Consider the following 23,972-nt stretch of genomic DNA (forward strand, 5'->3'; position numbering starts at 1 on the left):
CTCTTTTTGTTCGATTCGTGAATCCCGATACTATTTCTGAAGAATCATTTTCTTTGAACTGGTGTAATCACCGGCTGTCAGGCGATAGAAATAGATTCCGCTGGCCACCTGCGATCCGGCGTAATCGGTCCCATCCCAGCGGACATTATGATGTCCCGCCGGCTGAATATCGTCGACCAGACTCCTGACCCGTTGGCCAAGGACATTGTATATATCCAGGTTGACCGGGGCCGCCACCGGAAGATCATAGCTGATTATGGTCGCAGGGTTGAAAGGATTGGGATAGTTATCATGCAGGCGAAATTGGGCGGGAACCAGATGGCTGTAAACCGTATAATCGGGCTGGTACCGTCCGGTGGCCCGTATAATAAAATCGCGAACGATTGAATTGTCGGACAGGTTTTCCACCTTAAAGCTCAGTTCAATTAGATCGCCCTTTTCAAGAACGACAGCTTCCGAACCATCGAATCCGGTCCGGATTTTGGCCGATGGATTGACGGTTTGCATACGGAAATCCGACGCTTCGTATTCCCGAATAACGGCTTTTTCATCGGCCGGAATATATTGCCGGATTTCATCGGTTGCAAACCGGCCATTCCAGGAAATCCGAACCGTCAGGTTTGCAGTTTCCTCCCCGGGCTGGATATCGCTCATAATATAAGCCGCACCGGGATTGGTTCGGAAGGGGATATCCGGTAATGTTACCCAGTTTCCGGATGACGTCAACCGTTCGACCATCAGAGTGTTAGGGATTTCTTCCGCCGCTATTTTACGGGTCGGGTTGTCATACAGGCAGGGTGGCTTTTGGGGTGAGGAAAAGCTCAGGCCGGTATTCGATCCCGAAGCAGGAAAAGTCACCATCAGATAACCGGACTGATCCGCATGGAACAAAATATTATCCGCGGCCGTGACCGCCTCGGTCCAGTCTTTTCCATCCTGATCGATCACCGAAATTGGTTCCGAGGATGACCGGAAGGTGAAGATTTGGCCATCAACGGTACATCCGGCTCTTGTCATGCCATCGTGATCGACAGTGATCAATTCCAGGTTATCGAGATATGTGATTTCATCTTCCAACTCGCGGAGCTGAAAAACAACCCGACCGTCACGCGGTACCACCGGTTTGGTTACAAGGTAATAATCGGTTACAATATCAGAATATCCGGATAACTCACAAGCTGTCAAAAGCGGGTTCTCTTCCACAAACGAAGTCCCGTCGTAGCTGTACAGCACCGGACAGGACGGTGGGGGAGCGGCCAGAACCACGATATGTCGTACTTCCGACCAGGACCCGACGCCGCAGTTGTTCCCGGCCGCAACCCGCCAATAATAGGTTCCGTCTCCAAGTTGAATAGGGATAGTATAAGCGGTGTCGGTGATATAATAGGCCGAAACAATCGGTGAACTGAAATCGCTGTCGTTGTCCAGTTGGTACCAGTACAGGAATGCAGTCGGCACCGATAATATACGCAGGGTCGGCTGAGCCGGCTCATCGAGTGTTTTTCCATCCACCGGAGCATACAGGATCGGGGCCGGAGGCTGTCCGAAATTTTCGGTTACCAGCAGATTGCTGCCGGTGGGATGGATGGTGGCTATATCAATACTTCCCTCACCATCGAAATCGGCCGATACGATTCCTGCCGCATCGGCGGCAACCGAAATATTTTCGGCATCGGAAAATGTCCCATCGCCGATATTAAGAAAGACGGAGATAGTACCGACCGTCCGATTGGCAGTTATCAGATCCATGTCACCATCACCATCCCAGTCGGCGGCGGCGATGCCCGTGGGACCGGAGTCGGTATCGTATAAGACTCTCGCCCCCATGATTCCAATACCCATGTTCATAAGAACCGATATAGTGTTGGCGTTCTTGTTCGAAACAGCCAGATCCAGATCGCCGTCAAGATCCAAATCAGCGGCCACCAGATCGGTTGGATTGGCAGGTACCGGGAAGTAATCCTCGGCGAAAGTTCCGTCATCTTTACTCAGCAGAACAGCCACCGTGAAGGCTTCGGAATGGGTTGCAATAATGTCGGGAATACCATCATTACTGATATCGGCGCATTTGACCGCCGAAGGTAAACGGCGCTGAGAATAGGGCTCAGTGTAACTGAAAGTCCCGCTCCCGGAATTGTATACCACCCCAAGGTGATGTCCCGAGGTACCGCCGGTGTTATATCCCACCGCCAGGTCGATAACACCATCGTTATTGAAATCGGCCGGATAACATTTCCAGGGCGCTATTGGCATGATGGAATGAGTCTGATCGGGGAAATCACCATAACCATCGTTGTGGTAAACCGATATGGTACCGTTCAGATAATTGGTGGTAACCAGATCGAGATCACCGTCGCCGTCAAAATCGGCTGTTTGAATATCGGATGGCCCGCTGCCGCTGATACATGAAATTATCGATGAATTTGTGAATAGTCCCGTCCCATCATTGAATGAAACCGTGATTTTATTTGAGGCGGTGTTGTACGAGGCGATATCAAAAGTACCATCGCCATCGAAATCGGCTGTGATAAAATCGTCAGGCGGATAGAGCAGAATTTGAGGCGGGCCGGGAATGAAATCGGCATAGCCGCAGGAGGTAGTGGCAATCGACCAGTCAAACCCGAGTCCGTCGACAAGAGGTTCGCCTGTCGAGGTTTCGATATCCGGGGTAAGGGTCACGGTGATTAGATCACCGGGGGCGAATTCCTCTCCGGGTACGAAAGCGGCGATTTTAAATTCCGAATTATAATACAAAGTTCCATCAATCGGCCCGGTCAAATTACTGCGAACCAAAAACGAAGCGGTTGTTACAGTGGTCGAATCCATGCTTTCATCGAAGGTAACGGTGATAACACTGCTGAGAGGAACATCCACGGCATTCCGTTCCGGATAGACGCTCATGAACACCAGCCTGGGGGCATCCATCCCGTGGGCGCCAAAACCGGCCGCAATTTCGGCGTAATGCGGGGTGCCGTTGCCCAGGTTACCGTCGTCATCATCAAGGGTAAGAAAATCGATCGTGATTTCGGGATTGATTTCTATTCCGACATGGACCAGGATACTGTTGATGGTAAGATCGGCTATGATATCTCGATAAGTATCCGGTTCGGTGATAGCCAACTCGTTTCTGGTATCCCAGATACAGCCAGAAAGTAATTGTCCGCAATAATGAATTTCTCCTTCGCAGGGATACTGGAAATCATTATCGGCCGTCCTGCTGGCGGAATTGCAGTCACCATAGAAGCCGAGACCAAGTTCCGGCATATCGGAATAAAGCACCGCCATGCAATCGCCCATGCCTTCATGGTAAGCGCATTGTGAGGTATTTCCGGACATTAAAACGATGTAGTGTCCGTATTCGTGCTGAATAATTGGCTGAAAAGCCGCGTTGGAGCAACCCTCACCGGCGCGCCCCAGTATGATCGACATGGTCTGACCGTTGAAGGCGGCCTGGCAGCTGAACTCGGCGTTGACATTGAGCAAAAAGCCTGTCTGATCATGGACACCCGGATATAATGGGTTGGCCTGCATCACCAGATCGCGGATTTCATTGGCATAGTAATAGGCGTTAACCTGGGCTCGTTCGAATTCATCGCCATTAGTTTCATTATGTATGAAATTCACCGGACCCGGCGGGCTGACGGAAGTGGTGATGGACGCTTCGCCGCCGGCCAGATTATCCATGACAAAATACTGACCCTGAAGCGAGGATGTTACATTAACCGGAGTGCTGCCATTGTGGGGAAAAATAAAATCGCCGTTCTGATCGGTGAAAACCGAATCGGCCCCGATTTTAATCTTGGCATAGGGAATGCCCACCGGCGATTCATCATTACAAATATCAGCGGCATTGGGTTCGGTGGCCATGCCCTGCACCGAGCCGGTTATATCAATATCGAAAATGAGACTTTGTTTGGACAAAACCTCTGACGTGACAGGATCGACAATAAAATGATAGGCCCCACCATCATCGGCCCGGCCGATGAATTCGACGGCGGTCCGCGGAATTTCCGGGGCACCATCCCGTCCGGCCCAGACGACCACAGCCTGGCGTCCAAAATCGGTCAATCCGGGTTCGGCCGCCCGCGCGGCCGCCTCGGCTTCCGTCCATGATTTTCCGGCCAAGCTCGGATCGGCCTTAAAATCGCCGAGATCCCGAAGCGATGAGGAAGCCAGAACGATTGGACAGCCAGGTTCATTGCGAACCAGCAGTTTTAATTCGGAACCGTACACCGGAATACCATCCTGATATTGTGTGTAATAAATCAGGGAAAATTTGAACCGGTCTTCCTCAGGCAAATACATCACCGGTTGCATTCGTAAACTGGGATTGCGGCGGCTTCCGGGAACAAGATTATTCGACCGGACTCCCCATATTTCCGAATATTCGGCGATAAAATTCTCCGCCGCCTTTTCCGGGCTCTTTCCGGTGCCCAATGGGGCTCCATACAGACGTGTTATGCAGCCATCCCGATTATATATTTTGGCCCCCGGGTTATCACTTTTAAACTGTTCGAGTATGACCGCCCGGTTGTTGACTTCCGCATTTGCCGGAATGCCGTCGAAGGTCCCTAAAATAACCAATACGGCCAGTGTGACAGCGAGCATTGTCCTTTTCCATCTGACATATGATTGCATGATCTGTCCTCCATGGTTTAAGTCAATTTGATTCCTCCGGCCATCTTTCCATTAAAATTCCGAACATTCTCGCCTGATAGCCGGATTTCTGCAGGGAATGTTTGCCGGTTGCTGAAATGACTATAATCCTGTCGGTTTTAACCTCCTTTCAGGTTTGGAATTCCATTTTTTTTATTTCCATTATCAGCGGTAGTGCGGAGAAGTCCGGTCGAATCATGTGCTCAAGTCTATAGCGTAACCGCCACCAATACTATCCATCGAAGGGTTTAAATCTTACAGGCAAGTTTCAAATTTATCCGGTAATGGTTGGAAGGTTGCTTCGCCGCAAGCTAATATATTGAGATATAATATCTTGAGAAGAATATTCCATGATCGCCAATAAGCACCATTTGTTATTTTGTCGATTATGAGTATAAATGATCAATGGATGATCGGCGGATCATTATGTTTATGGTCTCAATGATCGGGTGGACAAAGGAGCTTTTATTTTGTATAATATTTTAGAACTGAAAATAAGAAATATATTCAGCAGATATCAAAGAGGAGGTCGGTTTTATCATGAAACGTTTGCTAATCATCGGCTTGGTATTATTGATCTGTATGCCCACGGCCTTTGCGCGCAAAAAAATCAAAAAATCGGGAGAAATCGAAAATAATGTCTATACTGATTCCCAATACGATTTCACCCTGACATTACTTGAAAACTGGAAACCTGAACTTCAAAAACCCGATAATGATGTCCGCCTCATTCTGAATCAACAAAATCATGAAATCCCTCCGGATCTGATGCAGTTTCCCGCCCTGGCCAAAGTCCCCGAGCTTGTTATTCTGGTAGGCAAGGTGCCGATGCCTCCGGCTGCCTTTGCCGATTCGCTGGCCAGCGATTCCTATAAATCCGATGTGAAAAAGGAATTGCTCAAGGATATGATTGCTCTTGAAGAAAATGTAAGTTTTCAAGGTTTGAAGACGACCGCCAAAAAATTGATCGAAATCGATGGTCGAGAGGCGGTGCAGTGGGAAGGTGTCGCCAATTATATCAAGAATCTGGGTATGGGCGAAACCATTTCGCGTACGTATGCCGTTGGTATGGTGGCGGTTCAAAAAAATAAGGAAACCATCATCTTCATGCTGGAGTGCGAAAGATCATTCTTTGTCAGTGTCTTCGGCGAAGTCCTGACCATGTCCCAGAGTCTTAAATGGTGATAATGACCTTAAAAGAATATAATAATTCGGGGCGGCTGGCAGGCCGCCCTTTTTTTAATGCTTATTGAATATAATAGCCTGTTATAAGTTTATATCCTCTGATAAGCATATTTACATTATCTTTATTATTCCCGGAACAGGATTTTCCGGAGAGATAACGGCACTAATATATGAATCTGGATAAAGATAAAAAAAGGAATAGGAAATTCCGACCCCCATCCCTCGATGCCAAAGCCCTGCAGGCCGCTCGCAATGCTCTTTCCGGAAAAAACAGGACGGATTGATAAAAAGGCTTCTACCCTTCATGGGCCCCGCCTTTATCGCCAGTGTCGCCTATGTTGATCCCGGGAATTTCGCTACCAATATTCAGGCCGGATCGAAATATGGATATACTCTTCTCTGGGTCATTGTCGCCAGCAATATGATGGCCATGTTGATTCAGGCCTTGTCAGCCATACTGGGCATCGCCACCGGTTTGAATCTGGCTGAACAATGCCGCCGGCATTTTGCCCGTCCGATTGTCTGGACTATGTGGGTAATAATGGAGCTGGTTGCCATTTCGACCGATCTGGCCGAATTCCTCGGAGCCGCTTTGGGATTAAACCTGCTTCTGGGAATACCGCTTCTTACCGGGGCAATTCTTACAGCAATTGCCACTTTCTTGATTTTGGGATTGGAACGCTACGGTTTCCGTCCACTTGAGGCGGTTATCACAGCCATGGTCGGTGTTATTGCCGTCTGCTACCTGATTGAAACGGTCTTGGATCGACCCGATTGGGGACAGGTTATAACAGGAGCTGTGATTCCGGGATTCGGGGGATCGGATGGTGTCTTGTTGGCTACCGGCATTCTCGGGGCCACGGTTATGCTTCATGTCATATTTCTTCATTCAGCCCTGACCCAGAGACGAATTATTGTCCGTAATCCGGCCAAGCTGAAACGTCTTTTTCACTTTGAATTAGCTGATGTTTTCATCGCCATGGGAATTGCCGGACTTGTCAATATGGCGATGCTGATTATGGCGGCCGCCACTTTTCACAGACAGGGCATGACCGAGGTCGGGACTATTGAAGCCGCGCACCTGACTCTTCAACCCCTGCTCGGGAAGGCCGCCGGATGGGTATTCGGCATATCTTTGCTGGCCGCAGGGCTATCATCATCGACTGTCGGTACCAGTGCCGGTCAGGTTGTTATGCAAGGTTTTTTACATCGCCATATCCCTATCTGGATACGTCGATTAGTGACAATTATTCCCTCGATAATCGTGATTGCCATGGCCTTCGATCCCACCAGGACTCTTGTTATCAGCCAGGTGGTTTTAAGCTTTGGATTACCGTTTGCCGTCATTCCGCTGATTATTATCACCCGGCGCAAAGATATAATGGGCGGTCTGGTGAATCGTTCCCTGACAACATATGCTGTAAGTTTAATTGCGCCCTGATCGCAGCTTTGAATTTGTATTTAATATGCCAGACTATGTTTTCGGGATGAAATTTATGATAAATCATATCCTCGTTCCCCTCGATGGATCTCCTCTGGCAGAATCTTCGCTGCCGATGGCGGCTTTCCTCGCGCAGGTGTTTGCCGCCAGGGTGACCCTGGTACATATAATTGAAAAAAACCCGCCCGAAGAAATTCATGGCCAGCCGCATTTGAAAAATGCCGATGAAGCCTTTGAATATCTGGATACTATTAGCCGTCGTTTTTTTTCTGATAAGACGATTATCGAAAGTCATGTTCATACCGAGGAAACCACGGAAATTTCGGCGGGAATCTCTGATCATGTCGGCGAACTGCATTCCGATCTGATCGTAATGTGCACCCATGGACGGGGCGGACTGCGAGATCTGGTCTTTGGAAACAATGCTCAGCAGGTTATCTCAATGGGCAAGACTCCGGTAGTGGTGATTCCTCAGCCGGAGGATATTGACAATGATGTTGTAATCAGGCGGATTCTTGTGCCGCTTGACGGCCAGCCAGAACATGAGCAGGGTTTGTCTCTGGCAGCGGAATTCGCTCTGGCCTGCAAGGCCTCTCTGCACCTGTTGACGATTGTCCCCACCTTCGATACTCTGCCGGGCAAATGGAGTTCAACCGGACGCCTTCTTCCGGGAACGACCGACCGAATGCTGGATATGTCTGTTTCTCAGGCCATAGAATACCTTGATGAACATCGAAGCATTCTGGAAAAGAAAGGTCTGGCGGTGACAATTGATGTTTTCCGCGGTCACCCGGCCGGTATGATAAATAGGGCCGTTGAGACCATGGGGATGAATCTGGTTGTAATTGGAACTCTTGGCCGAGGCGGAACCAGGGCATTCTGGACCGGCAGTGAGGGCTCCAGAATTTGTTGCCAGTGCCGCCTTCCGATATTGCTTGTCCCATGGCAGAATGTGAAATCATGATTATCGAGCGGAGCCATTCCAAGGCTCCCGCGACAACCACTTTTTCAAGCTCATCCCGGTTGTTTAGATGGTTTTGTCTTTATATTGCACCGCAGTTACATCTGGATAAACCGGCATCACCAGTTTCGACCGCTCATCCGGCCAGCGCGATAAATCCGATATAGACCGCCACTGCAGTATTGAATCCAAAAAGGTAAAACAACCATTTGTCAGCTTGGCCATAAAAAATCTGCGCTGACGGCATTGCACCCGCGTAGGCCATTTATTTTCGATGAATTACTATTTAATCCGTTTGGAAAACCGGATCCAGGCCAGCCATAAAATTATTATCCCGAAAATCACCAAGGCAAGTATTTCGGGATAAAGAACCGATACTGAAGACGCTTTCATCATAATTCCCCGAACGATAATCATAAAATATCGAAGCGGGTTCAGGTAGGTTAAATACTGGATAGTCCGGGGCATGTTGGCTATGGGGGTAAAAAAGCCTGAGGTCAGGATCGCGAAGATGGAGAAAAACCAGGCATAAAACATCGCCTGTTGCTGAGTTTTCGATACCGTCGATAAAAACATTCCCACTCCCAGGGTCGTGAATAGAAACACGAAAGACAGGCTGTAAAGCAACAGCCATGATCCGGCAAATGGTATTTTGAACCAGAGAATTCCGAAAACCAGCGCCATCGACATTTCGATATATCCCAGAATCGCGAACGGGATAGTTTTACCAAGGATCAGGGCCGGCGATGACAGCGGTGTCACCATAAGTTGCTCCAGAGTCCCCATCTCGCGTTCTCTAACAATTGCCATCGAGGTTAACATAACGGTGATCATGGTCAGCAGGGTGGCCACTATTCCCGGGATCATGTAATTGACAGATTCCATTTCCGGATTGAACAGCACCTTCCTGTTAAAACTGATCGGAAGACTGATTCCGGCGGTTTTTTCTCCAAAGCCGGCCGTTATCATATTGGCGTATCCAAGCGCAATCGCCGCCGAATTGGCATTGGTGCCATCAATCATAAATCCAACCGTGGCCGCCCGTCCGGTTTCGAGATTGGCTTCGAAATCCTGTGGAATAATTATGGCGGCGCCGAATTGCTTCTCCTTGAATCCGCGCTCGATATCAAGCAAGCTGATATCCGTCCCAAGAACTCTGAAATACCCTCCCGGTGTAAAGGATCGGATATATTCACGTGAAAATGCCGTACCATCATGGTCGTATAAAGCCAAGTCGATATTCTTTACATCCACATTGACCGCATAACCCAGCAACAGCAGTTGTATTAGGGGCATAAGAAATATCACCAACAGCATGTTCCGGTCGCGGATGACCTGGTAAAATTCTTTCTTAATCAAAGCCAGAATGGAGCGAATCATAATCAGTTGATTTTCAATTTAAAAGTTCTGGCGGCTACACCGATAAGAATGGCCGCGATTATAACCAGCGGAACAGCCTGAATCATTAGCACTCCCAGCGATGATCCGCGTAGCATGATTCCCCGGATTACCTCTACAAAATATCGGGCCGGGATAATATGCGTTATAACTCTCAGGGCCACCGGCATGTTTTTTATCTCGAAAATAAAACCGGACAGCATCACCGATGGCAGCATGGTAATCACCATAGAAATCATCATAGCCAGTTGCTGGGTTTTAACCAGAGTCGAGATCAATATTCCGATTGACAGGGCCGCGATGATATAAATCAATCCCATTGCGAGCAGGAGAATAATCGATCCGGAAAAAGGTGTCCCGAAATAAAAAACCGCAAACAGCAAGACCAGAATTCCATCAAGCAAGGCCAATCCGATATAGGGAAGGACCTTGCCGGTGATTATCTGAACCGGGGTTACCGGTGCTATGAGAAGCTGTTCCATTGTCCCCGTTTCTTTTTCCCGGGCGATGGTGATCGATGTCAGGAGGGCAGAAATCATCATCAGGATAACCGCAATCAGTCCGGGTACAAAAAAGTGCGATGATTTCAGATCGGGATTGTAATAAATCTGGGGTGATATGATTATCCCCGGGAATTCCATTCCCTCTGGTAACTGATTCATGAAAAACTGCCGAATAACAATACTGGCGTAACTCGAGACGGCCAGGGCCGTGTTGGCATCGGCCCCATCTATAAGGATTCCCAATTCATAAGATGTCATATCGGTCAGGGCCCTGGCCATACCCGGCTCAATGGTTATAATGGCCGCCGCACTTCCGGTTTTCAAGACCCGTTCCGGGTCGGACGGGTCAACGGCGTTATCAGGAGGCAGAAAATAGCCGGAGTTGTAAAATCGGGCGGCCAGATCGCGGGATTCTGCCGTCCGGTCATAATCGATTATCGCCAGTTTGATATTCTTGATATCCAGGTTGATTGCATAACCATACAGGAAGGTCATCATAATCGGCATAATGATGGCAATTATCAATGAGCGCGGATCACGTAAAATATGTCTTATTTCCTTGATCGCCATGAACCTAATTTTTCTCATGAAGCTCCCGCTTGAGAAATGAGATTTATAAACAGCTCCTGCAGGTCCGGCTGACTGTGTTTCCTGATTAATTCCTGCGGATTGCCGATCTCGATTATCTTTCCCTGATGCATGATCGAAATCCGGCGGCAGAACTCGGCTTCATCCATATAATGCGTTGTTACGAAAAGCGTTGTCCCCTCGTCGGCAAGGCGATATAGAATCTCCCAGAAACGACGACGAAAAACCGGATCGACCCCGCCGGTCGGTTCATCAAGAAAGAGGATTTGCGGCCTATGCAGAAGCGATGCCGCCAGGGCCACCCGCTGACGCCAGCCGGTCGGAAGTGAAGCGCAGGAGCGATCGATAAAATCAGTCAGGTCGAGAGCCTCAATCAATTCGGAAATACGCCCGCGCAATCGGCGACTATCAAGCTGGTACACCGCCCCGTAAAATTCAAGATTTTCCCGACCGGACAGATCGCAGTACAATGAAAATTTCTGGGACATATAGCCAATTGATTTCTTAATTTTCTCACTGTCTCGATAAATATCATGCCCTGCCACGGTGCCGCCGCCGGAGGTCGGCAACAGCAGCCCGCAAAGCATCCTGATAGCGGTCGTTTTGCCGGCTCCGTTGGCGCCAAGAAAGCCGAATATCTCTCCCGGTTCAACACGGAGACTGATATTATCGACCGCGGTAAAATCGCCGAATTTTCTTGTCAGAGCATCAAGAGTCACCGCCGCTTCCATATCAACTCCCCATCAGTTGAATAAACACATCTTCAAGTTCCGGATTGATTTGCTTGATTCCGGTCGGTTTGAGATCGATTGCATTAAGACGCTCGGCAAGATTATCGGCCGATTGTTCATCATCAGTGTACAGATGGATCGAGGAACCGAAACGCCGTGCGTACGATCCATCTAGGCTGTTCAGACGACTCATGTACTCCGATGATGGAACCATCTCCACCAGGTAGACATATCCTCGAAACATGGCGGTTAATTCACGGGGCGTCCCCTCGGCCAGTTTTCGGCCTTTGTGAATAAAAATCGCCCGGTCGGCCAGCTCCACCTCATCCATGTACGGAGTTGAAACCACAATAGCCGAACCGGATTCTCTAAGGTCTTTTAAAATACTCCAGAATTGCCTCCGTGACAGGGGATCCACGCCGGTGGTCGGTTCGTCAAGAAGTAGTACTTCCGGGTCATGAACCAGATTACAACTTAAGGCCAGTTTCTGTTTCATACCTCCTGAAAGCGCCCCGGCCCGACGCCGGGCAAACGGCCCCAGCCCTGAAAATGAATACAATTTTTCCATCCGGCTTTCCAGAATATGCCTGTCCAGTCCGAACAGACCGGCATAAAACTTCATATTTTCCTCGACCGACAGGTCAGGGTAAAGCGAAAATGCCTGAGGCATATATCCCAGGTGCGGTTTTATACGGTCGAATTCCCGGACGTGGTCATAGCCGGCGATCCGAACCTCACCCTTTTCGAAGTTGATCAGGTTGCATACTGCCCGAAAAATGGAGGTTTTTCCGGCTCCATCGGGACCGACCAGGGCGAGTATTTCCCCCCGGTCAACAATGAAATCAAAATCATCGACTGCTTTTAGAGTGCCGTACTTGACTGTAAGATGACTTGCTTCGATCATCATGGAATCGTTACCATCACCGGCATACCGATTTTCAAGCGTTCTTCGGGATTGGATATGGTTATTTTAACGGCGTAGACCAGATCGGCCCGGGCCTGTTTGGTCTGAATATTTTTCGGCGTAAATTCGGCTTCCGCCGAAATCCAGCTTATTTTTCCCTCAAGCATTGTTCCCCGGCCGTCTTCGGGGTCGATATTTGCCGTGGCTCCGAGTATCAAATCGGTCAGATCCGCGGGGGGAAGATAGACCTTAACCCAGACTGTATCCAATTTTCCGATTTTTATCAGCGGTTTGCCAATTCCGACCAGTTCGCCGATTTCGATGTATTTATCAATTACCCGTCCCGAAATCGGGGCGGTGGGAAAGCAATTGTGCAGTTGCTCGGTCAGCAAGGCCAGCTCAGACTCGGCTTTTTTCAAATCGGCTTCGGCGGCGTCGCGGGCCGCCCGAGCCTGCCTGACTGTCAGTTCGGCCTGATGGAAGGTGTTTTCGATTTTGTCATATTGCTGTTGATTGGCCGAGCCCGATTCCAGAAGGGTTTTCACCCGATCGTACTCCTTGCGGGCCAGATCGAGATTGGTTTCTGCCTGTTCCTGCCCCAGAATGCTTATTTGCCTTTGTGTAATAGCCGCCTGATGCATGGCCTCGGCCTGGTGAAACCGTAAGGCCGTCGTCACCGTGTCGATGTAAGCAATGGTATCGCCGGCCGAAATCGGGTCAGCGCGATCGAAATGGAGATCCATCAACCGACCGGTAGCCTCCGATGATACCAGGACTTCGGTTGCTTCTATCATTCCCGAACCGCCCGGAATCCGGTCGTTGGAACCGCATGAGACCATCAGTAATCCGGCCGCTGTCAGGACCGCGATAAACAGGTATTTCATCTTATAGACCTCCATATATTTTATCCGAACCAAGGACATAAAAGTACTCCGTCTCAGCCAGATAATAATTCGTTATCACGGCCTGGTACAACTCCTCGGCAGTGGTCAGCTCATTTTCAATTTCAAGCAGACGGTTGACCGACATCTCGCCCGCCTCGCGGCTTTTCTGCGCCAGCCGAAACTTATCCCGAACAATGAAATATTCGGTTCGGGAACGAAGATAGGTACTATAGGCCAGGCGAAGATTCTCCGCGGAAATATCGGCCATTGCCATCAGCGATTCCTCCAGTTCATTTCGGGCCATACGGGCGGAAAAGACCGCCTGGTTGGCCGCGCTGACATTGCGGCCGGTTTTATCTCCCAGGTTTAATTCCCAGTTCACGGATAACCCGGCTATAAAACTACCATTCCACTCATTACTGAACATATCACGATATGGTTTGCCGTATGAATATCCGACGTATCCGCTTAAGGTCGGGAAGTATTCAGATTTATTCGTCTGTGCCAGATATTCAGCAGCCCTGATATGATGATCATACATTTTCAATTCTGTTCTTGTTATCCGGTCGGCCGTGATCATTATGGTCGTATCCGGGGGCAGAGGAGAGGGCAGGCTGTCGGCCGGGTCAACCACGATTCCGATCAATCTTATCAGGGACCGCAGGGCGTTTTGACGTCCCGAGGTCTTCTCGGCCAGGGCCTGAATCGCATTCTGATAAGCCAGCTCGGTATCAAGCAAATCAACTGAGTCGGCGACACCACTGTTGTACATGTTGCGGACATTAGTTCGGATAGTTTCAACCCGTTTGAGCGAAGCCCCGGCCGCACGCTCTGTCGCTCCGGCCAGCATCAGGCCCAAATACGCCCGCCGGCAATCATAAGCCGTCGCAAGTCGCTGTCGCTCCACTCCCAGAGACCCAACGACAGCATTTTCTCGGCCGGTTTTAATCCGATTGGAGATTCGCCCTCCGGTATATAATGGCAGGCTAAGTCTCAGATCGGCCTGATAATTTTCCGTTGCTCCCAGATTCCGGGAACCGATTAAAGGAAAATCTATCGAGGGGACGTCATCATACCAATATGATACCGCGCCAATCGTCAGGGTCGGCATCCGATATGCTCTTGAAACCCGATAATTATCCATTGCCGCGGCCGAATCATGACGCGAGGCCATAATTTCGAAGGAATGTTCCATGGCAAGGTCGATAGCTTCCTCCAGAGTCAATTTCTGCACCGCCCGGATCGGTCCGGTCGAAACCAGCAGAAGTAGGGTTAACCAGATGTAAAGTCTAACGAGTTTTAATACCGTGCAGGAACAAATCAACCAGCGCCTCCGGCCGGTCATTACGGAATTTCTTTTCATCGTCAATCTCCCATACCTTATTGATAACTGGGGCAATAAGGAAATAACCTATATTCATGGTGATAAAAGAGGTAATCGCCTGACGGATATCGACCCGGCGGAATTGCCCCGCCCTGATATAATCATCAATCATAACATACAATTTGCCGGATATACCCTTTTGGCCGATCGACTCGCCGAATGCCTCTTTAATCCGCTCGCCTCCGGATGCCAGTTCATGCAGAAATATCGGCCGGAAATAGGCGACTTTTTCAAACATCCCGTGATAGAATTCAGCTACTTCGTACAGGAATTTCTCTGCGTCGATTTTTTTGTCTATCAGTTTACTAATATGCTCGGCAATCATATCGGTTTGAATCCTGATGATCCTCTGATATAGATTATCTTTGGAGTGAAAATGATAATAAATCATTGCTTTATTGATCCCGGCCCGCATTGCAATTCGGTCAATACGCGCCCCGGCCGGACCGAATTCGGCGAATTCAATCCGGGCCGCCTCGAGGATTTTCTCGGCCGATCCGGGCCCTTTATTCTCCCGCCCGCCAGATGTCAGCGATATTTCTGTCATAATTTAACTAACTATTTGGTTTAACTAAACAATTAGTTAATATATTATCGAATAATGTCAAGCGATATTTTGTAAAAAATTATAATAAAACTATAAGATTATGTCGTTTAATATCTTACGATTTATATCGAAAGATACTCAAGGATCATTTTTAACGGCGATTAGCCAAATTCCCGGCCGAAAAAAGGTAATTCACATCAAATTAATGACTGATACTTTAAAGTAAACGCGTGATTAAAGTCAAAAATATGAATACCGGAGGCATATTAATCGAAATCACCCACTGATAATAAAGAGAAATAAATCAATTAACTCCTTCTACAAAAAAAAGATCGTGGGGTTTTTTTGAGGAATCTTTAGGCACATAAATAGTTCTTGTAGAATCCCTAAATTTAAATTGGACTATATAATTTCCAAAACTTGGATCAAATAAGGAGTCAATAACAACATAATTACTATCATTAACAAATACCCTGGCATCTCTAATGGCTTTTTCCAAAGTCCTCGCCTGCTGATCTTTAACCCCAACCATCGGCTGTTTTACAACTCCGCAACCGGAAGCGAAAGACGACAGCCCGGCCAGAACATAAAAATAAACTCCTGCCCGCTTGATTCCATTCTCAAGATTTGCCATACAAAAGATAATGCACAACTCCTGATTAAAAATTTATGTATTAGATTTAGACATCGCCCAAAAAACTGTAATTCTGAATTGCGGACTTGGTAATATTTTTCACATCCAATTGGCGATTCTATTCTTTCACCACCAGGACATTGACCGCTTTGATAATAACCTTTACCTGGTCGCCTTCTTTTATTCCCAGATCCTCAAGGGAGTCCATGGTGATGACCGAATTCATAGTCACCCCGGCCGGCACTTCGATCGTTATCTGGCTCATCACCCCGCCTCGTTTGATTCGGGTTACCCTGCCTGTAATCTGGTTGCGAGCACCATACTTCATTTCAATTCTCCCCGGATGCTTTTATTTATTCCAATCGAGATTTTCCAGGGCCAGCCGAAGATCACCGGCATTTCGGTACTGGCGGTGCAGTAAATCCCGTTTTCGCCCCTGAATAATCGGCTTGAGAATAGCCTTATTTTTGCGGTAATCTCTGGCCCCCCCGATCATTTCGTACAGAATGGTTATCAACGAAATTACATCTTCCTGGATTTTATCCCGCGTCGGACGTCCCAAATCGAGAAAATCCAGCAGAGAAACCTCGAATCCCAATCCGTACCTTTCCACCATTATGTTATCAGTGTGAATATCCCCATGATATTCTCCAAGGAAGTGAATCTGTTCGATTCCCAGCGCCAGGGCGTAAATAAGGTGCAGGGCCTCGAAAAGAGGTAATCGGGCTCCCTTGCGGCGTCCCAGGTAATTCGACAGCATTTCGCCCCCGAAAAAGTCCGATACCAAGAAATCGACATTACGTCCTTTAATACGGGCGGTGTCATGATGATGGTACTGAACAATAATCGGGCACAGGCGAAGTTTGTACAATTTACGGGCGTAGCGAAGCAGGGGTCTCTGTTTTAATCCCTCGCGATCATAGAAAAGTTTGGCGGCGCGGATGACCCCGGTTCGGTTTTCCTGGACTTTGTAAACCTCGCCTTCCCAGCCCGCCCCGAGGGGTTCAATAATATGATAATTCGAGCCCAGCGTTCGCCCGGGCGAAAGATTATATGACAACTCGGTCATATGTCACCTGCAATTGCGGTTGTCGGTCATGGTTCTGGACGAGTGAAAATTATGATATTGAACCGGACCTGTCAAATGCTAATTGATGTCCTGAAGTGTCTATTTCAATCCGGGGAACAACTCCCCCAACCCCGAAGCGATGAATTCTACGGCTATGGCTGCCAGCAAAAGACCCATTATGCGAGTGACATTATTCACGCCCGTTCGCCCCAGTTTATGGATCAGGGGCAGGGAAACCTTGAGAGCCAGCCAGACCAAAAAAGCCACGACAATAATGCAGAGAATCAAGAAAATTTTCATGGACCAGCCGGGATACCGATTGGCATAGATAATAATAGTACTCATCGCCGCCGGGCCGGCCAGAAGGGGAACGGCCAGTGGTACCACCGCCACATTGTTCTTGCTTTCGGCCTCGAGCGCCTCTTCCGGAGTATGTTTACTGCTGGAGACCCGGGCGTTGAGCATCGATATTGACAGTAACAGGATCAGTAATCCACCGCCGACCTGGAATGAGGCAATCCTGATACCGAATAATCCCAGGACCATTTCTCCGAGAAGGGCGACAATAATCAGAATAATCCCGGCCGCTACTACCGCCACCCGGGCCGTTCGGTCCCGTTCCGAGGGAGTCTGGTCTGAGGTGACACTGACGAAAATGGGAATCAATCCCAGCGGATCGACAATGACAATTATAGCCGTGAATATTTCCAGATAATCCTGCCAAATCAGCATTGCAAACCTCCACCCGGAATTTATTGGCGATTTAGTACCGAAGCAATCAATTTATTCAGACGATAAGTATCCTCACAACAGCGATCTAAGGGCGATAGTCCTTGACAAAATCGTGATAAATATTATCTTTCTTTTCAATTATGATTAACCGCATCCTTACGGGCCTGGTATTTTTAATTCTGCTGTTTGTTTTTCATCCGGTTATGGCACAGGATTCCGATCTGACGGCCGGAGAAGAAATCATTTTGTCAGCCAATCAAGACGAGGCCGGGGAAAGCGAAATAGAACATAATCAGACGGACCGGGAGTAGCCCGGCCTGGGCGATTTTCTGTTCAAAGGTAAATATCTCGCATTTTTGATTCTGGCCGCGATCGGTCTGACACTCCTTCTGGGGCGATGGATCAACTTCTGGGTTCGGATCGGTATGCTGGTTGTGGCCTTCGTTCTTTTTGGTCTTGATTATTTCTATCCGCTTCATCCCAGTCCCATGTGCGGGGTGACCAAATTATTCATGTTCAAGTTCGTTTATGGCGAATTTTTCGCCGGTTTTCTGGCTCTTTTTCTGGCCATGTTTATTCCCAGCCTGATCGGCAGGAAGCTTTTTTGCGGCTGGGTTTGCCCGTTGGGAGCGCTCCAGGATTTAATAAATAAAATTCCTTTTAAATATCGCTGGAAGCAGTTTAACTTCACCGTTTTTAATACCATAAGGATGGCGCTGTTGGCCATGTTTTTCCTGACTTTCTTCTTTGTTAAAGATCATATCCGCATGCTGGCCGAATATACCGGGGCCAACCCGATGGACAAGATGTGGTTGGCTTTCACTTCATACAATGTCTATGACCCGATCAATTTCTTCGAGTTGCTTCACTGGAATATCGACACCCTTTTTATTATCATGTTTGTCATCCTGGTGATAGCCAGCCTGATGCTTTACCGCCCCTTCTGCTATACCATCTGTCCGATCGGGGCTCTGACATGGATGTGTGAAAAAATCGCTCCCGGGCGTATCCGGATTGATCATGATGCCTGCACCCTCTGCCTTGAATGCGTCGAGGCCAGTCCCTGCCCGACCATAAAAAAGCTGGTGGAAAACGAATCGATTGCCTTCCCCGACTGCACTTCATGCGGGGAATGCCTTAAAAGCTGTGACCAGAACGCCATAAAATTCAGCTTCAAAAAATAGTTGCCAGGGCACCCAAACTATAATTTTCCTTCACTGACCAGACGGGCGAAATATTCGAAAGAGCGATTATAAGTCCGTTCGGCCTCGATGTTGAAACAGCAGGCCGGAAGCTCGCGCATCCGAATATGGTAACTGATACAATCGCAGCAGGTACCTTTACGTGAGCATGGTTCGTAGCTGCAGTTGCATGATTTCAGATTCCTGTCTTTATGGCACTCCATCGTATCTCCTATTCATTTATTGGTCCCTAAAATATATAACCACAAATTATAATCAATTTTCGCCTTGAATCAACAAGGTATCCTTAATAAAAACCGCCGGTTTCATTAATAAAACCGGCGGCAGGGAACCTCTGTGAAGGCTGCTGTATTGAGAGGAGAATAATTATTTGAGACCGTACTCCCGGCCGTACTTCCGGGCCACATAATCGATATCTTTATCGCCCCGTCCGGACAGGTTGACCAGAATTGTCTGACCGGTGTCCAGTTGCGGGGCAAGGCGCATGGCAAAAGCCACCGCATGGGCGCTCTCCAGGGCCGGTATAATCCCCTCGACCCGGGACAGGGTAAAAAAGGCATCGAGTGCTTCGAGATCGCTGACCGTTTCGTATTTGACCCGGCCGAGATCTTTCAGATAGCTATGTTGCGGTCCGACTCCGGGATAATCCAATCCCGAGGCGATGGAGTAGACCGGCAGGGGATGCCCGCTTTCGTCCTGCAACAAATAACACTTGAAACCGTGAATCACACCCGGTTTGCCCAGTGTCAGGGTGGCGGCATGGTCACCATCCTTAAACCCGCGCCCGGACGGTTCCACTCCATACATCCGAATTTGATTATCGTCCATAAAAGCGGTGAACAGCCCGATGGCATTCGATCCACCCCCGACACAGGCCACCAGGTTATCAGGCAATTTGCCGGCCAATTCCCGGAACTGGTTCCGGGCTTCCTCGCCGACAACCCGCTGAAAATCGCGGACCATCATGGGGAAGGGATGCGGGCCGACCACAGAACCGATGGCGTAGAACTGGCTGATCGGGTCTTTGATATACGCTTCCAGGGCGGCATCGACCGCCTCTTTAAGAGTCCTCAGACCGAACGCGACCGGAATTACCTTGGCCCCCAGAATCTGCATCCGGATGACGTTGGGGTGTTCCTTTTCGATATCGACTTCGCCCATATATATATCGCATTCCAGGCCGACCAGAGCGGCGGCGGTGGCCAGGGCGACGCCATGCTGACCGGCCCCGGTTTCCGCGATAATTTTTTTCTTCCCCATTTTTTTGGCCAGAAGCGCCTCGCCAAGGCAATGATTGATTTTATGTGCTCCCGTATGATTCAGATCTTCGCGTTTCAGGTATATCCGGGCTCCATCCAGTCTTCGTGATAAATTGGCCGCATAAAAAATGGGGCTGGGGCGGCCAACATAGTGGCGGTAAAGATACGCCAGTTCCTCTTTAAATTCGGGGTCATCCTTAAAACGCAGGTAAGCCCGGGTTATTTCATCCAGGACATCGATTAAAAAATCAGGAACGAATCGTCCCCCGAAAGGGCCGAAAAAACCGTTATGGTCGGGCTGGTTTTGAAGCGGGTCTATTGAATGCATGGCGTTCTCCTGTCCTTTGATCCAAAATTCTCTTCGATACGGAACCCCGGGTCTTAAGAACCCGCGATCCCCGTGTTATTTTGCACAGGCTGATGCCCAGTTCGGAGGCGATTTTCCGCTGGGGAACCCGGTCATGGAGCATATTCATCAGCCGCCATCGAAGAGCCACATCGCGAATTTCGACAGGAGTGAGTATTTCACTTAAGAATCTTTTCATGGTCGCGAAATCATCAATTTCGCAGAGGACCCGAATAATTTCATTCGCAGTCGACATTGGTAAGACCTCAGGCGTTTCTACTTATAGAAACATATATAATACAAAATAGAAATTTGTAAAGCACTTTTTTTCATATTCTGCAGATTTTTATAAAAGAGATGCCAGAATCATATTGAGGTTTGCTGTTTGGGAATGGTTACAGACAGCAGAAAAGGGAACAGTTTTTTTATTTCAAAACTGGTAATATTCAGCCGTTCAAGCAGTTCCTTCATCTCATCAGGTTTATATGAGGCCCGGAGGGAATTGAAAAAACCGTCCTTGAAAGGCATAATATACAGCCACCAGACCCGCCGGAAATCGAAAATACATAATTTACCGCCATCGGCTACGGCCTGTAACAGGTTTTTAATTGATTTTTCGGTATCTCCGAAATGGTGCAAGCTGTAGGAGCAATAAACCAGATCGAATTTGGGGAGGTTTTGGAATACTCCCGGATCGTTGGCATCGCCCATCACATATTCGACTCTTTCCTGGAGGCCTCTTTTTTTCATATATTCCCGGCCATAGTCGGCCATTGCCGAGGATATCTCGAAAGCGGTAACATGCACATCCGGAAAACGCCTGGCCACTCTGGCGGCCAACAAGCCCGGACCGGCCCCGACTTCCAAAACCCGGCCGCTCACGCCGTTTCTCTCCAATACTTTCAGAAAATCATTATAAACCATATTCCATTTGCCCATATGCTCGGCATAATGGCGCGCCTCATCGGGATTTTCGAATTGATGTTCATGATCGGTTAATGGTTTTCTTGGAAACATTACTTCTCCCTCCATCGGTTAATAGTAATAATATAACCATTCCCGGTGACGGCGTCAAATGACAGGTCGGTGGGATTTTTTGCCAAAAGCCATGGTTTCTGGGCAAAGCCTCGGGGTTTTTCAAGTTGCTTTTTCCAGCAGTTTATAGCGTATACATTACTTCCTGCCGACATTTGGAAGATTATTTATGTAAAAAATTTACCGTCTCATTTCGCCAATTGTAAAATTGATGTATAATACTCCAAGAAGGAGGGGAACATATTCATGACGATTTCGATTTCTCCCCAAGAGGGACGTTATAATAATCGTATATTATTCAATAATAACAGCTTTTGACCGATAAAATAAAAAAAATTGCAACCGCAGAACGAACACGGAGGTTAGACTGTGGCCGATACCAATACAAGCAAAGGCGTTATCGCCATTTTGACCGGCGGGGGAGATGTCCCGGGATTGAATCCTGCTATCCGCGCTGTCACAATCAGGGCCATTCGGGAAGGATACAAGGTTATCGGTTTGCGCCGCGGGTGGGCCGGGACGATTGAGTTGATTCGCAATAAGAAAGCCGACAACAGCACCAGTTTTATGGTCCTGACGGAGGAAATCGTCAACAAGGCCGGGCGCACGGGGGGCACTTTTCTGCACAGCTCCCGGACTCATCCGGGTCATGTCCGGCGGGAGAATATTCCACTCCATCTGCAGGACAAATACAACGATGATGTCAACGACCTGACTCGCGAGGTTTTGAAAAATCTGGAATTCCTCGGGGTCGATTACCTGATTCCGATCGGCGGTGATGATACGCTCAGTTACGGTGTCCGTCTGTACCAGGAGGGAGTCAAGGTAGTCGCCATTCCCAAGACGATGGATAATGATGTTCCCGGGACCGACTATTGTATCGGTTTCAGTACCTGTATCACCCGAACCATCATGATGACCAATAACCTGCGCACCTCGGCCGGATCGCATGAACGGATTCTGGTGCTCGAGGTTTTCGGCCGTTATGCCGGATTTACGGCCATGCTTCCGACCATGGCCGGGGCGGCCAACCGCTGTGTTATCCCCGAATATAAATTCAATATCGAAAGCCTGACCGAACTGCTGGTTCAAGATCGCCTGAAAAATCCCAGCAAATATTCAATTGTCCTGGTTTCCGAGGGAGCCATGTTCGAAGGCGGGGAGATGGTTTTTCAGGATACCGCCAGAGACGCCTATGGACATATGAAACTGGGCGGGATCGGCGATCTGGTATCGGCCAAGATCAAGGACCTTTCGCCCAAATTCAACAACGGCCGGCCGGTCAACACCATCAACCAGCGTCTCGGTTACCTCGTTCGCGGCGGCGATCCCGATGCCATCGACTCGATAGTCCCGATGGCGTACGGCAATCTGGCTCTCGATTTGATTCTGAATGGTGTTCATGGACGCCTGGTGGTGCTCAAGAACGGGCGGTACGATAATGTTCCGATCGATGTGGTCACCAGCACCAAAAAGACCGTCAATGTCGAAAAACATTATAACACCGAGCGCCTGCGGCCGATCTATCAGAGTTTCGAGATGAAACCGCAGTTTATCATGACCAGCGATTAAAGCTATACGGCCCTGCCGATTGACTATTCTTAAAACCGCCGGATACTCGGCGGTTTTTATTTTTTCCTTTTATTTTCCATTTGATTCCTGATATTATTAAGACTTAAAACACGAGAACATTTCCGAAAGGAGCCTTCCATGAAAAAAGCAATCCTGATCGGTATCATGGCCATGTTCGTTCTGGCCGCCGGTTGCGTGACCCGGTCGATTAACGGTATCGCCACCGAAAACAACATTGTTTTCGACGAAAACCTGCTGGGTATATGGGGCGAGGCGGACGGTGATTCGGTCGTGATGATCACGGACGCCGGCGAGAATACATATACTTTCGGCGGCAAGGATGAAAACGGCGAGGTGTACGGCCTTCCGGTGCATCTGTGCCGAATGGGCGATTACCTCTTTCTGGATATGAGCCCGAAAGAATCCGATATCAAGGGGAATATAATGTTATCCATCCATCTGCTTCCCACCCACACCTTCTACCTGGTGGATCAAATCCAGCCGACTTTAAAGCTTAAGATGATCTCCGACAGCCGGTTGCAGGAATACCTGGCGGCGCATCCGGGAAAGATCGCCTATACCATAGTTGATGGTAATGTTGTCCTAACCGACAGCACCGAGAATATCCAGGCTTTTCTGGTGGAACTGGCCGGAATCAAGGACGCCTTCGAGCCGGCGGATGATCTGTACCGAATGGATTAACTCTATATTTCAGGGTGGGATGGTATGGCATATCATTCTGCCCGTTTTTATGTGGGCGGCAGACGAGGGCGTTTGCCGCAGGTTTGAAGACCAGGGCCACCCGGCAGTCTTTTCAAAATGGGTTCGTTTCATCCTTCGCGAAATTTTTTATCAAATGGGTTCGTTTCCTCCTCCAGATTATTTTTTTATACGGTGTAATAATTGAGGATGCCGTAAAATGGGTTCGTTTCCTCAGTAAA

The 23,972-nt window shown here is 48.7% G+C and carries 22 protein-coding genes and 1 pseudogene; 6 read left to right on the top strand and 17 right to left on the bottom strand.

Going from position 1 to position 23,972, the window contains the following annotated elements; genetic code table 11:
• Window positions 1–30: 30 nt before the first annotated feature.
• Entirely contained in the window at window positions 31–4,608 is a 4,578-nt protein-coding gene (locus JXQ28_10115) for a VCBS repeat-containing protein (GenBank protein ID MBN2278089.1), read from the bottom strand.
• Between the two features lie 588 nt (window positions 4,609–5,196).
• Between JXQ28_10115 and JXQ28_10120 the strand changes: the two genes are divergently transcribed.
• The 3 genes and pseudogenes from JXQ28_10120 (at window position 5,197) to JXQ28_10130 (ending at window position 8,246) form a co-directional block, all read left to right on the top strand.
• The gene (locus JXQ28_10120; protein ID MBN2278090.1) at window positions 5,197–5,841 is read left to right on the top strand and encodes a hypothetical protein; all 645 of its coding nucleotides are present in this window, start codon (window positions 5,197–5,199) and stop codon (window positions 5,839–5,841) included.
• Window positions 5,842–6,145: 304 nt separating this feature from the next.
• Window positions 6,146–7,332, top strand: a pseudogene (locus tag JXQ28_10125) (Nramp family divalent metal transporter).
• A 5-nt stretch (window positions 7,333–7,337) separates the two neighbouring features.
• On the top strand, window positions 7,338–8,246 hold the full coding sequence (locus JXQ28_10130) for a universal stress protein (protein MBN2278091.1): 909 nt from the start codon (window positions 7,338–7,340) through the stop codon (window positions 8,244–8,246).
• Between the two features lie 63 nt (window positions 8,247–8,309).
• On the opposite strand, the gene JXQ28_10135 is transcribed toward JXQ28_10130, so the two are convergent.
• The 12 genes from JXQ28_10135 to JXQ28_10190 all read right to left on the bottom strand — a co-directional run bounded on the left by JXQ28_10135 (window position 8,310) and on the right by JXQ28_10190 (window position 17,617).
• A complete protein-coding gene (locus JXQ28_10135) occupies window positions 8,310–8,468 on the bottom strand; it encodes a hypothetical protein (GenBank protein MBN2278092.1) in 159 nt (52 codons plus the stop codon).
• A gap of 57 nt (window positions 8,469–8,525) precedes the next feature.
• Window positions 8,526–9,623 carry an ABC transporter permease gene (locus JXQ28_10140; protein MBN2278093.1) on the bottom strand — a complete coding sequence of 366 codons (1,098 nt, stop codon included), beginning with the start codon at window positions 9,621–9,623 and terminating at the stop codon, window positions 8,526–8,528.
• Between the two features lie 2 nt (window positions 9,624–9,625).
• Entirely contained in the window at window positions 9,626–10,732 is a 1,107-nt protein-coding gene (locus JXQ28_10145) for an ABC transporter permease (GenBank protein ID MBN2278094.1), read from the bottom strand.
• Complete coding sequence (locus JXQ28_10150; protein ID MBN2278095.1) at window positions 10,729–11,463, bottom strand: ABC transporter ATP-binding protein; 735 nt, start codon at window positions 11,461–11,463, stop codon at window positions 10,729–10,731. Before JXQ28_10150 ends, JXQ28_10145 begins: the two co-directional genes overlap by 4 nt.
• Window position 11,464: 1 nt before the next feature.
• A complete protein-coding gene (locus JXQ28_10155; protein ID MBN2278096.1) occupies window positions 11,465–12,370 on the bottom strand; it encodes an ABC transporter ATP-binding protein in 906 nt (301 codons plus the stop codon).
• The gene (locus JXQ28_10160; protein MBN2278097.1) at window positions 12,367–13,266 is read right to left on the bottom strand and encodes an HlyD family efflux transporter periplasmic adaptor subunit; all 900 of its coding nucleotides are present in this window, start codon (window positions 13,264–13,266) and stop codon (window positions 12,367–12,369) included. Before JXQ28_10160 ends, JXQ28_10155 begins: the two co-directional genes overlap by 4 nt.
• Window positions 13,253–14,614 (bottom strand): TolC family protein, encoded by a 1,362-nt coding sequence (locus JXQ28_10165; protein ID MBN2278098.1) that lies wholly within the window; start codon window positions 14,612–14,614, stop codon window positions 13,253–13,255. Before JXQ28_10165 ends, JXQ28_10160 begins: the two co-directional genes overlap by 14 nt.
• Complete coding sequence (locus tag JXQ28_10170) at window positions 14,541–15,182, bottom strand: TetR/AcrR family transcriptional regulator (GenBank protein MBN2278099.1); 642 nt, start codon at window positions 15,180–15,182, stop codon at window positions 14,541–14,543. The genes JXQ28_10165 and JXQ28_10170 overlap by 74 nt, the downstream gene beginning before the upstream one ends.
• 304 nt (window positions 15,183–15,486) lie before the next feature.
• A complete protein-coding gene (locus JXQ28_10175; GenBank protein MBN2278100.1) occupies window positions 15,487–15,816 on the bottom strand; it encodes a hypothetical protein in 330 nt (109 codons plus the stop codon).
• Window positions 15,817–15,934: 118 nt separating this feature from the next.
• The gene (locus JXQ28_10180) at window positions 15,935–16,144 is read right to left on the bottom strand and encodes a TOBE domain-containing protein (protein MBN2278101.1); all 210 of its coding nucleotides are present in this window, start codon (window positions 16,142–16,144) and stop codon (window positions 15,935–15,937) included.
• 21 nt (window positions 16,145–16,165) lie between these two features.
• Window positions 16,166–16,885: a protein kinase gene (locus tag JXQ28_10185; GenBank protein ID MBN2278102.1), complete on the bottom strand. Its 720-nt coding sequence runs from the start codon at window positions 16,883–16,885 to the stop codon at window positions 16,166–16,168.
• A gap of 99 nt (window positions 16,886–16,984) precedes the next feature.
• The gene (locus tag JXQ28_10190) at window positions 16,985–17,617 is read right to left on the bottom strand and encodes an NAAT family transporter (GenBank protein MBN2278103.1); all 633 of its coding nucleotides are present in this window, start codon (window positions 17,615–17,617) and stop codon (window positions 16,985–16,987) included.
• Window positions 17,618–17,973: 356 nt separating this feature from the next.
• Between JXQ28_10190 and JXQ28_10195 the strand changes: the two genes are divergently transcribed.
• Window positions 17,974–18,801, top strand: coding sequence for a 4Fe-4S binding protein (locus JXQ28_10195; protein ID MBN2278104.1), 828 nt, complete (start codon window positions 17,974–17,976; stop codon window positions 18,799–18,801).
• Between the two features lie 17 nt (window positions 18,802–18,818).
• On the opposite strand, the gene JXQ28_10200 is transcribed toward JXQ28_10195, so the two are convergent.
• The 4 genes from JXQ28_10200 to JXQ28_10215 form a co-directional block, all read right to left on the bottom strand.
• Window positions 18,819–19,022, bottom strand: a complete 204-nt coding sequence (locus JXQ28_10200) for a cytosolic protein (GenBank protein MBN2278105.1) — start codon at window positions 19,020–19,022, stop codon at window positions 18,819–18,821.
• A gap of 163 nt (window positions 19,023–19,185) precedes the next feature.
• Window positions 19,186–20,406 carry a tryptophan synthase subunit beta gene (gene trpB / locus JXQ28_10205; protein ID MBN2278106.1) on the bottom strand — a complete coding sequence of 407 codons (1,221 nt, stop codon included), beginning with the start codon at window positions 20,404–20,406 and terminating at the stop codon, window positions 19,186–19,188.
• The gene (locus tag JXQ28_10210) at window positions 20,366–20,680 is read right to left on the bottom strand and encodes a transcriptional regulator (protein MBN2278107.1); all 315 of its coding nucleotides are present in this window, start codon (window positions 20,678–20,680) and stop codon (window positions 20,366–20,368) included. The genes trpB and JXQ28_10210 overlap by 41 nt, the downstream gene beginning before the upstream one ends.
• Before the next feature lie 110 nt (window positions 20,681–20,790).
• Window positions 20,791–21,441 carry a class I SAM-dependent methyltransferase gene (locus tag JXQ28_10215; protein MBN2278108.1) on the bottom strand — a complete coding sequence of 217 codons (651 nt, stop codon included), beginning with the start codon at window positions 21,439–21,441 and terminating at the stop codon, window positions 20,791–20,793.
• 387 nt (window positions 21,442–21,828) lie between these two features.
• Here JXQ28_10215 and JXQ28_10220 point away from each other — a divergent pair, with 387 nt between their 5' ends.
• Both JXQ28_10220 and JXQ28_10225 read left to right on the top strand, forming a co-directional pair.
• A complete protein-coding gene (locus tag JXQ28_10220; GenBank protein MBN2278109.1) occupies window positions 21,829–23,031 on the top strand; it encodes an ATP-dependent 6-phosphofructokinase in 1,203 nt (400 codons plus the stop codon).
• Between the two features lie 138 nt (window positions 23,032–23,169).
• Window positions 23,170–23,733 (top strand): hypothetical protein, encoded by a 564-nt coding sequence (locus tag JXQ28_10225; protein ID MBN2278110.1) that lies wholly within the window; start codon window positions 23,170–23,172, stop codon window positions 23,731–23,733.
• Window positions 23,734–23,972 lie beyond the last annotated feature (239 nt).

This window comes from Candidatus Zixiibacteriota bacterium (assembly GCA_016933955.1).
Lineage (GTDB): Bacteria > Zixibacteria > MSB-5A5 > GN15 > PGXB01 > JAFGTT01.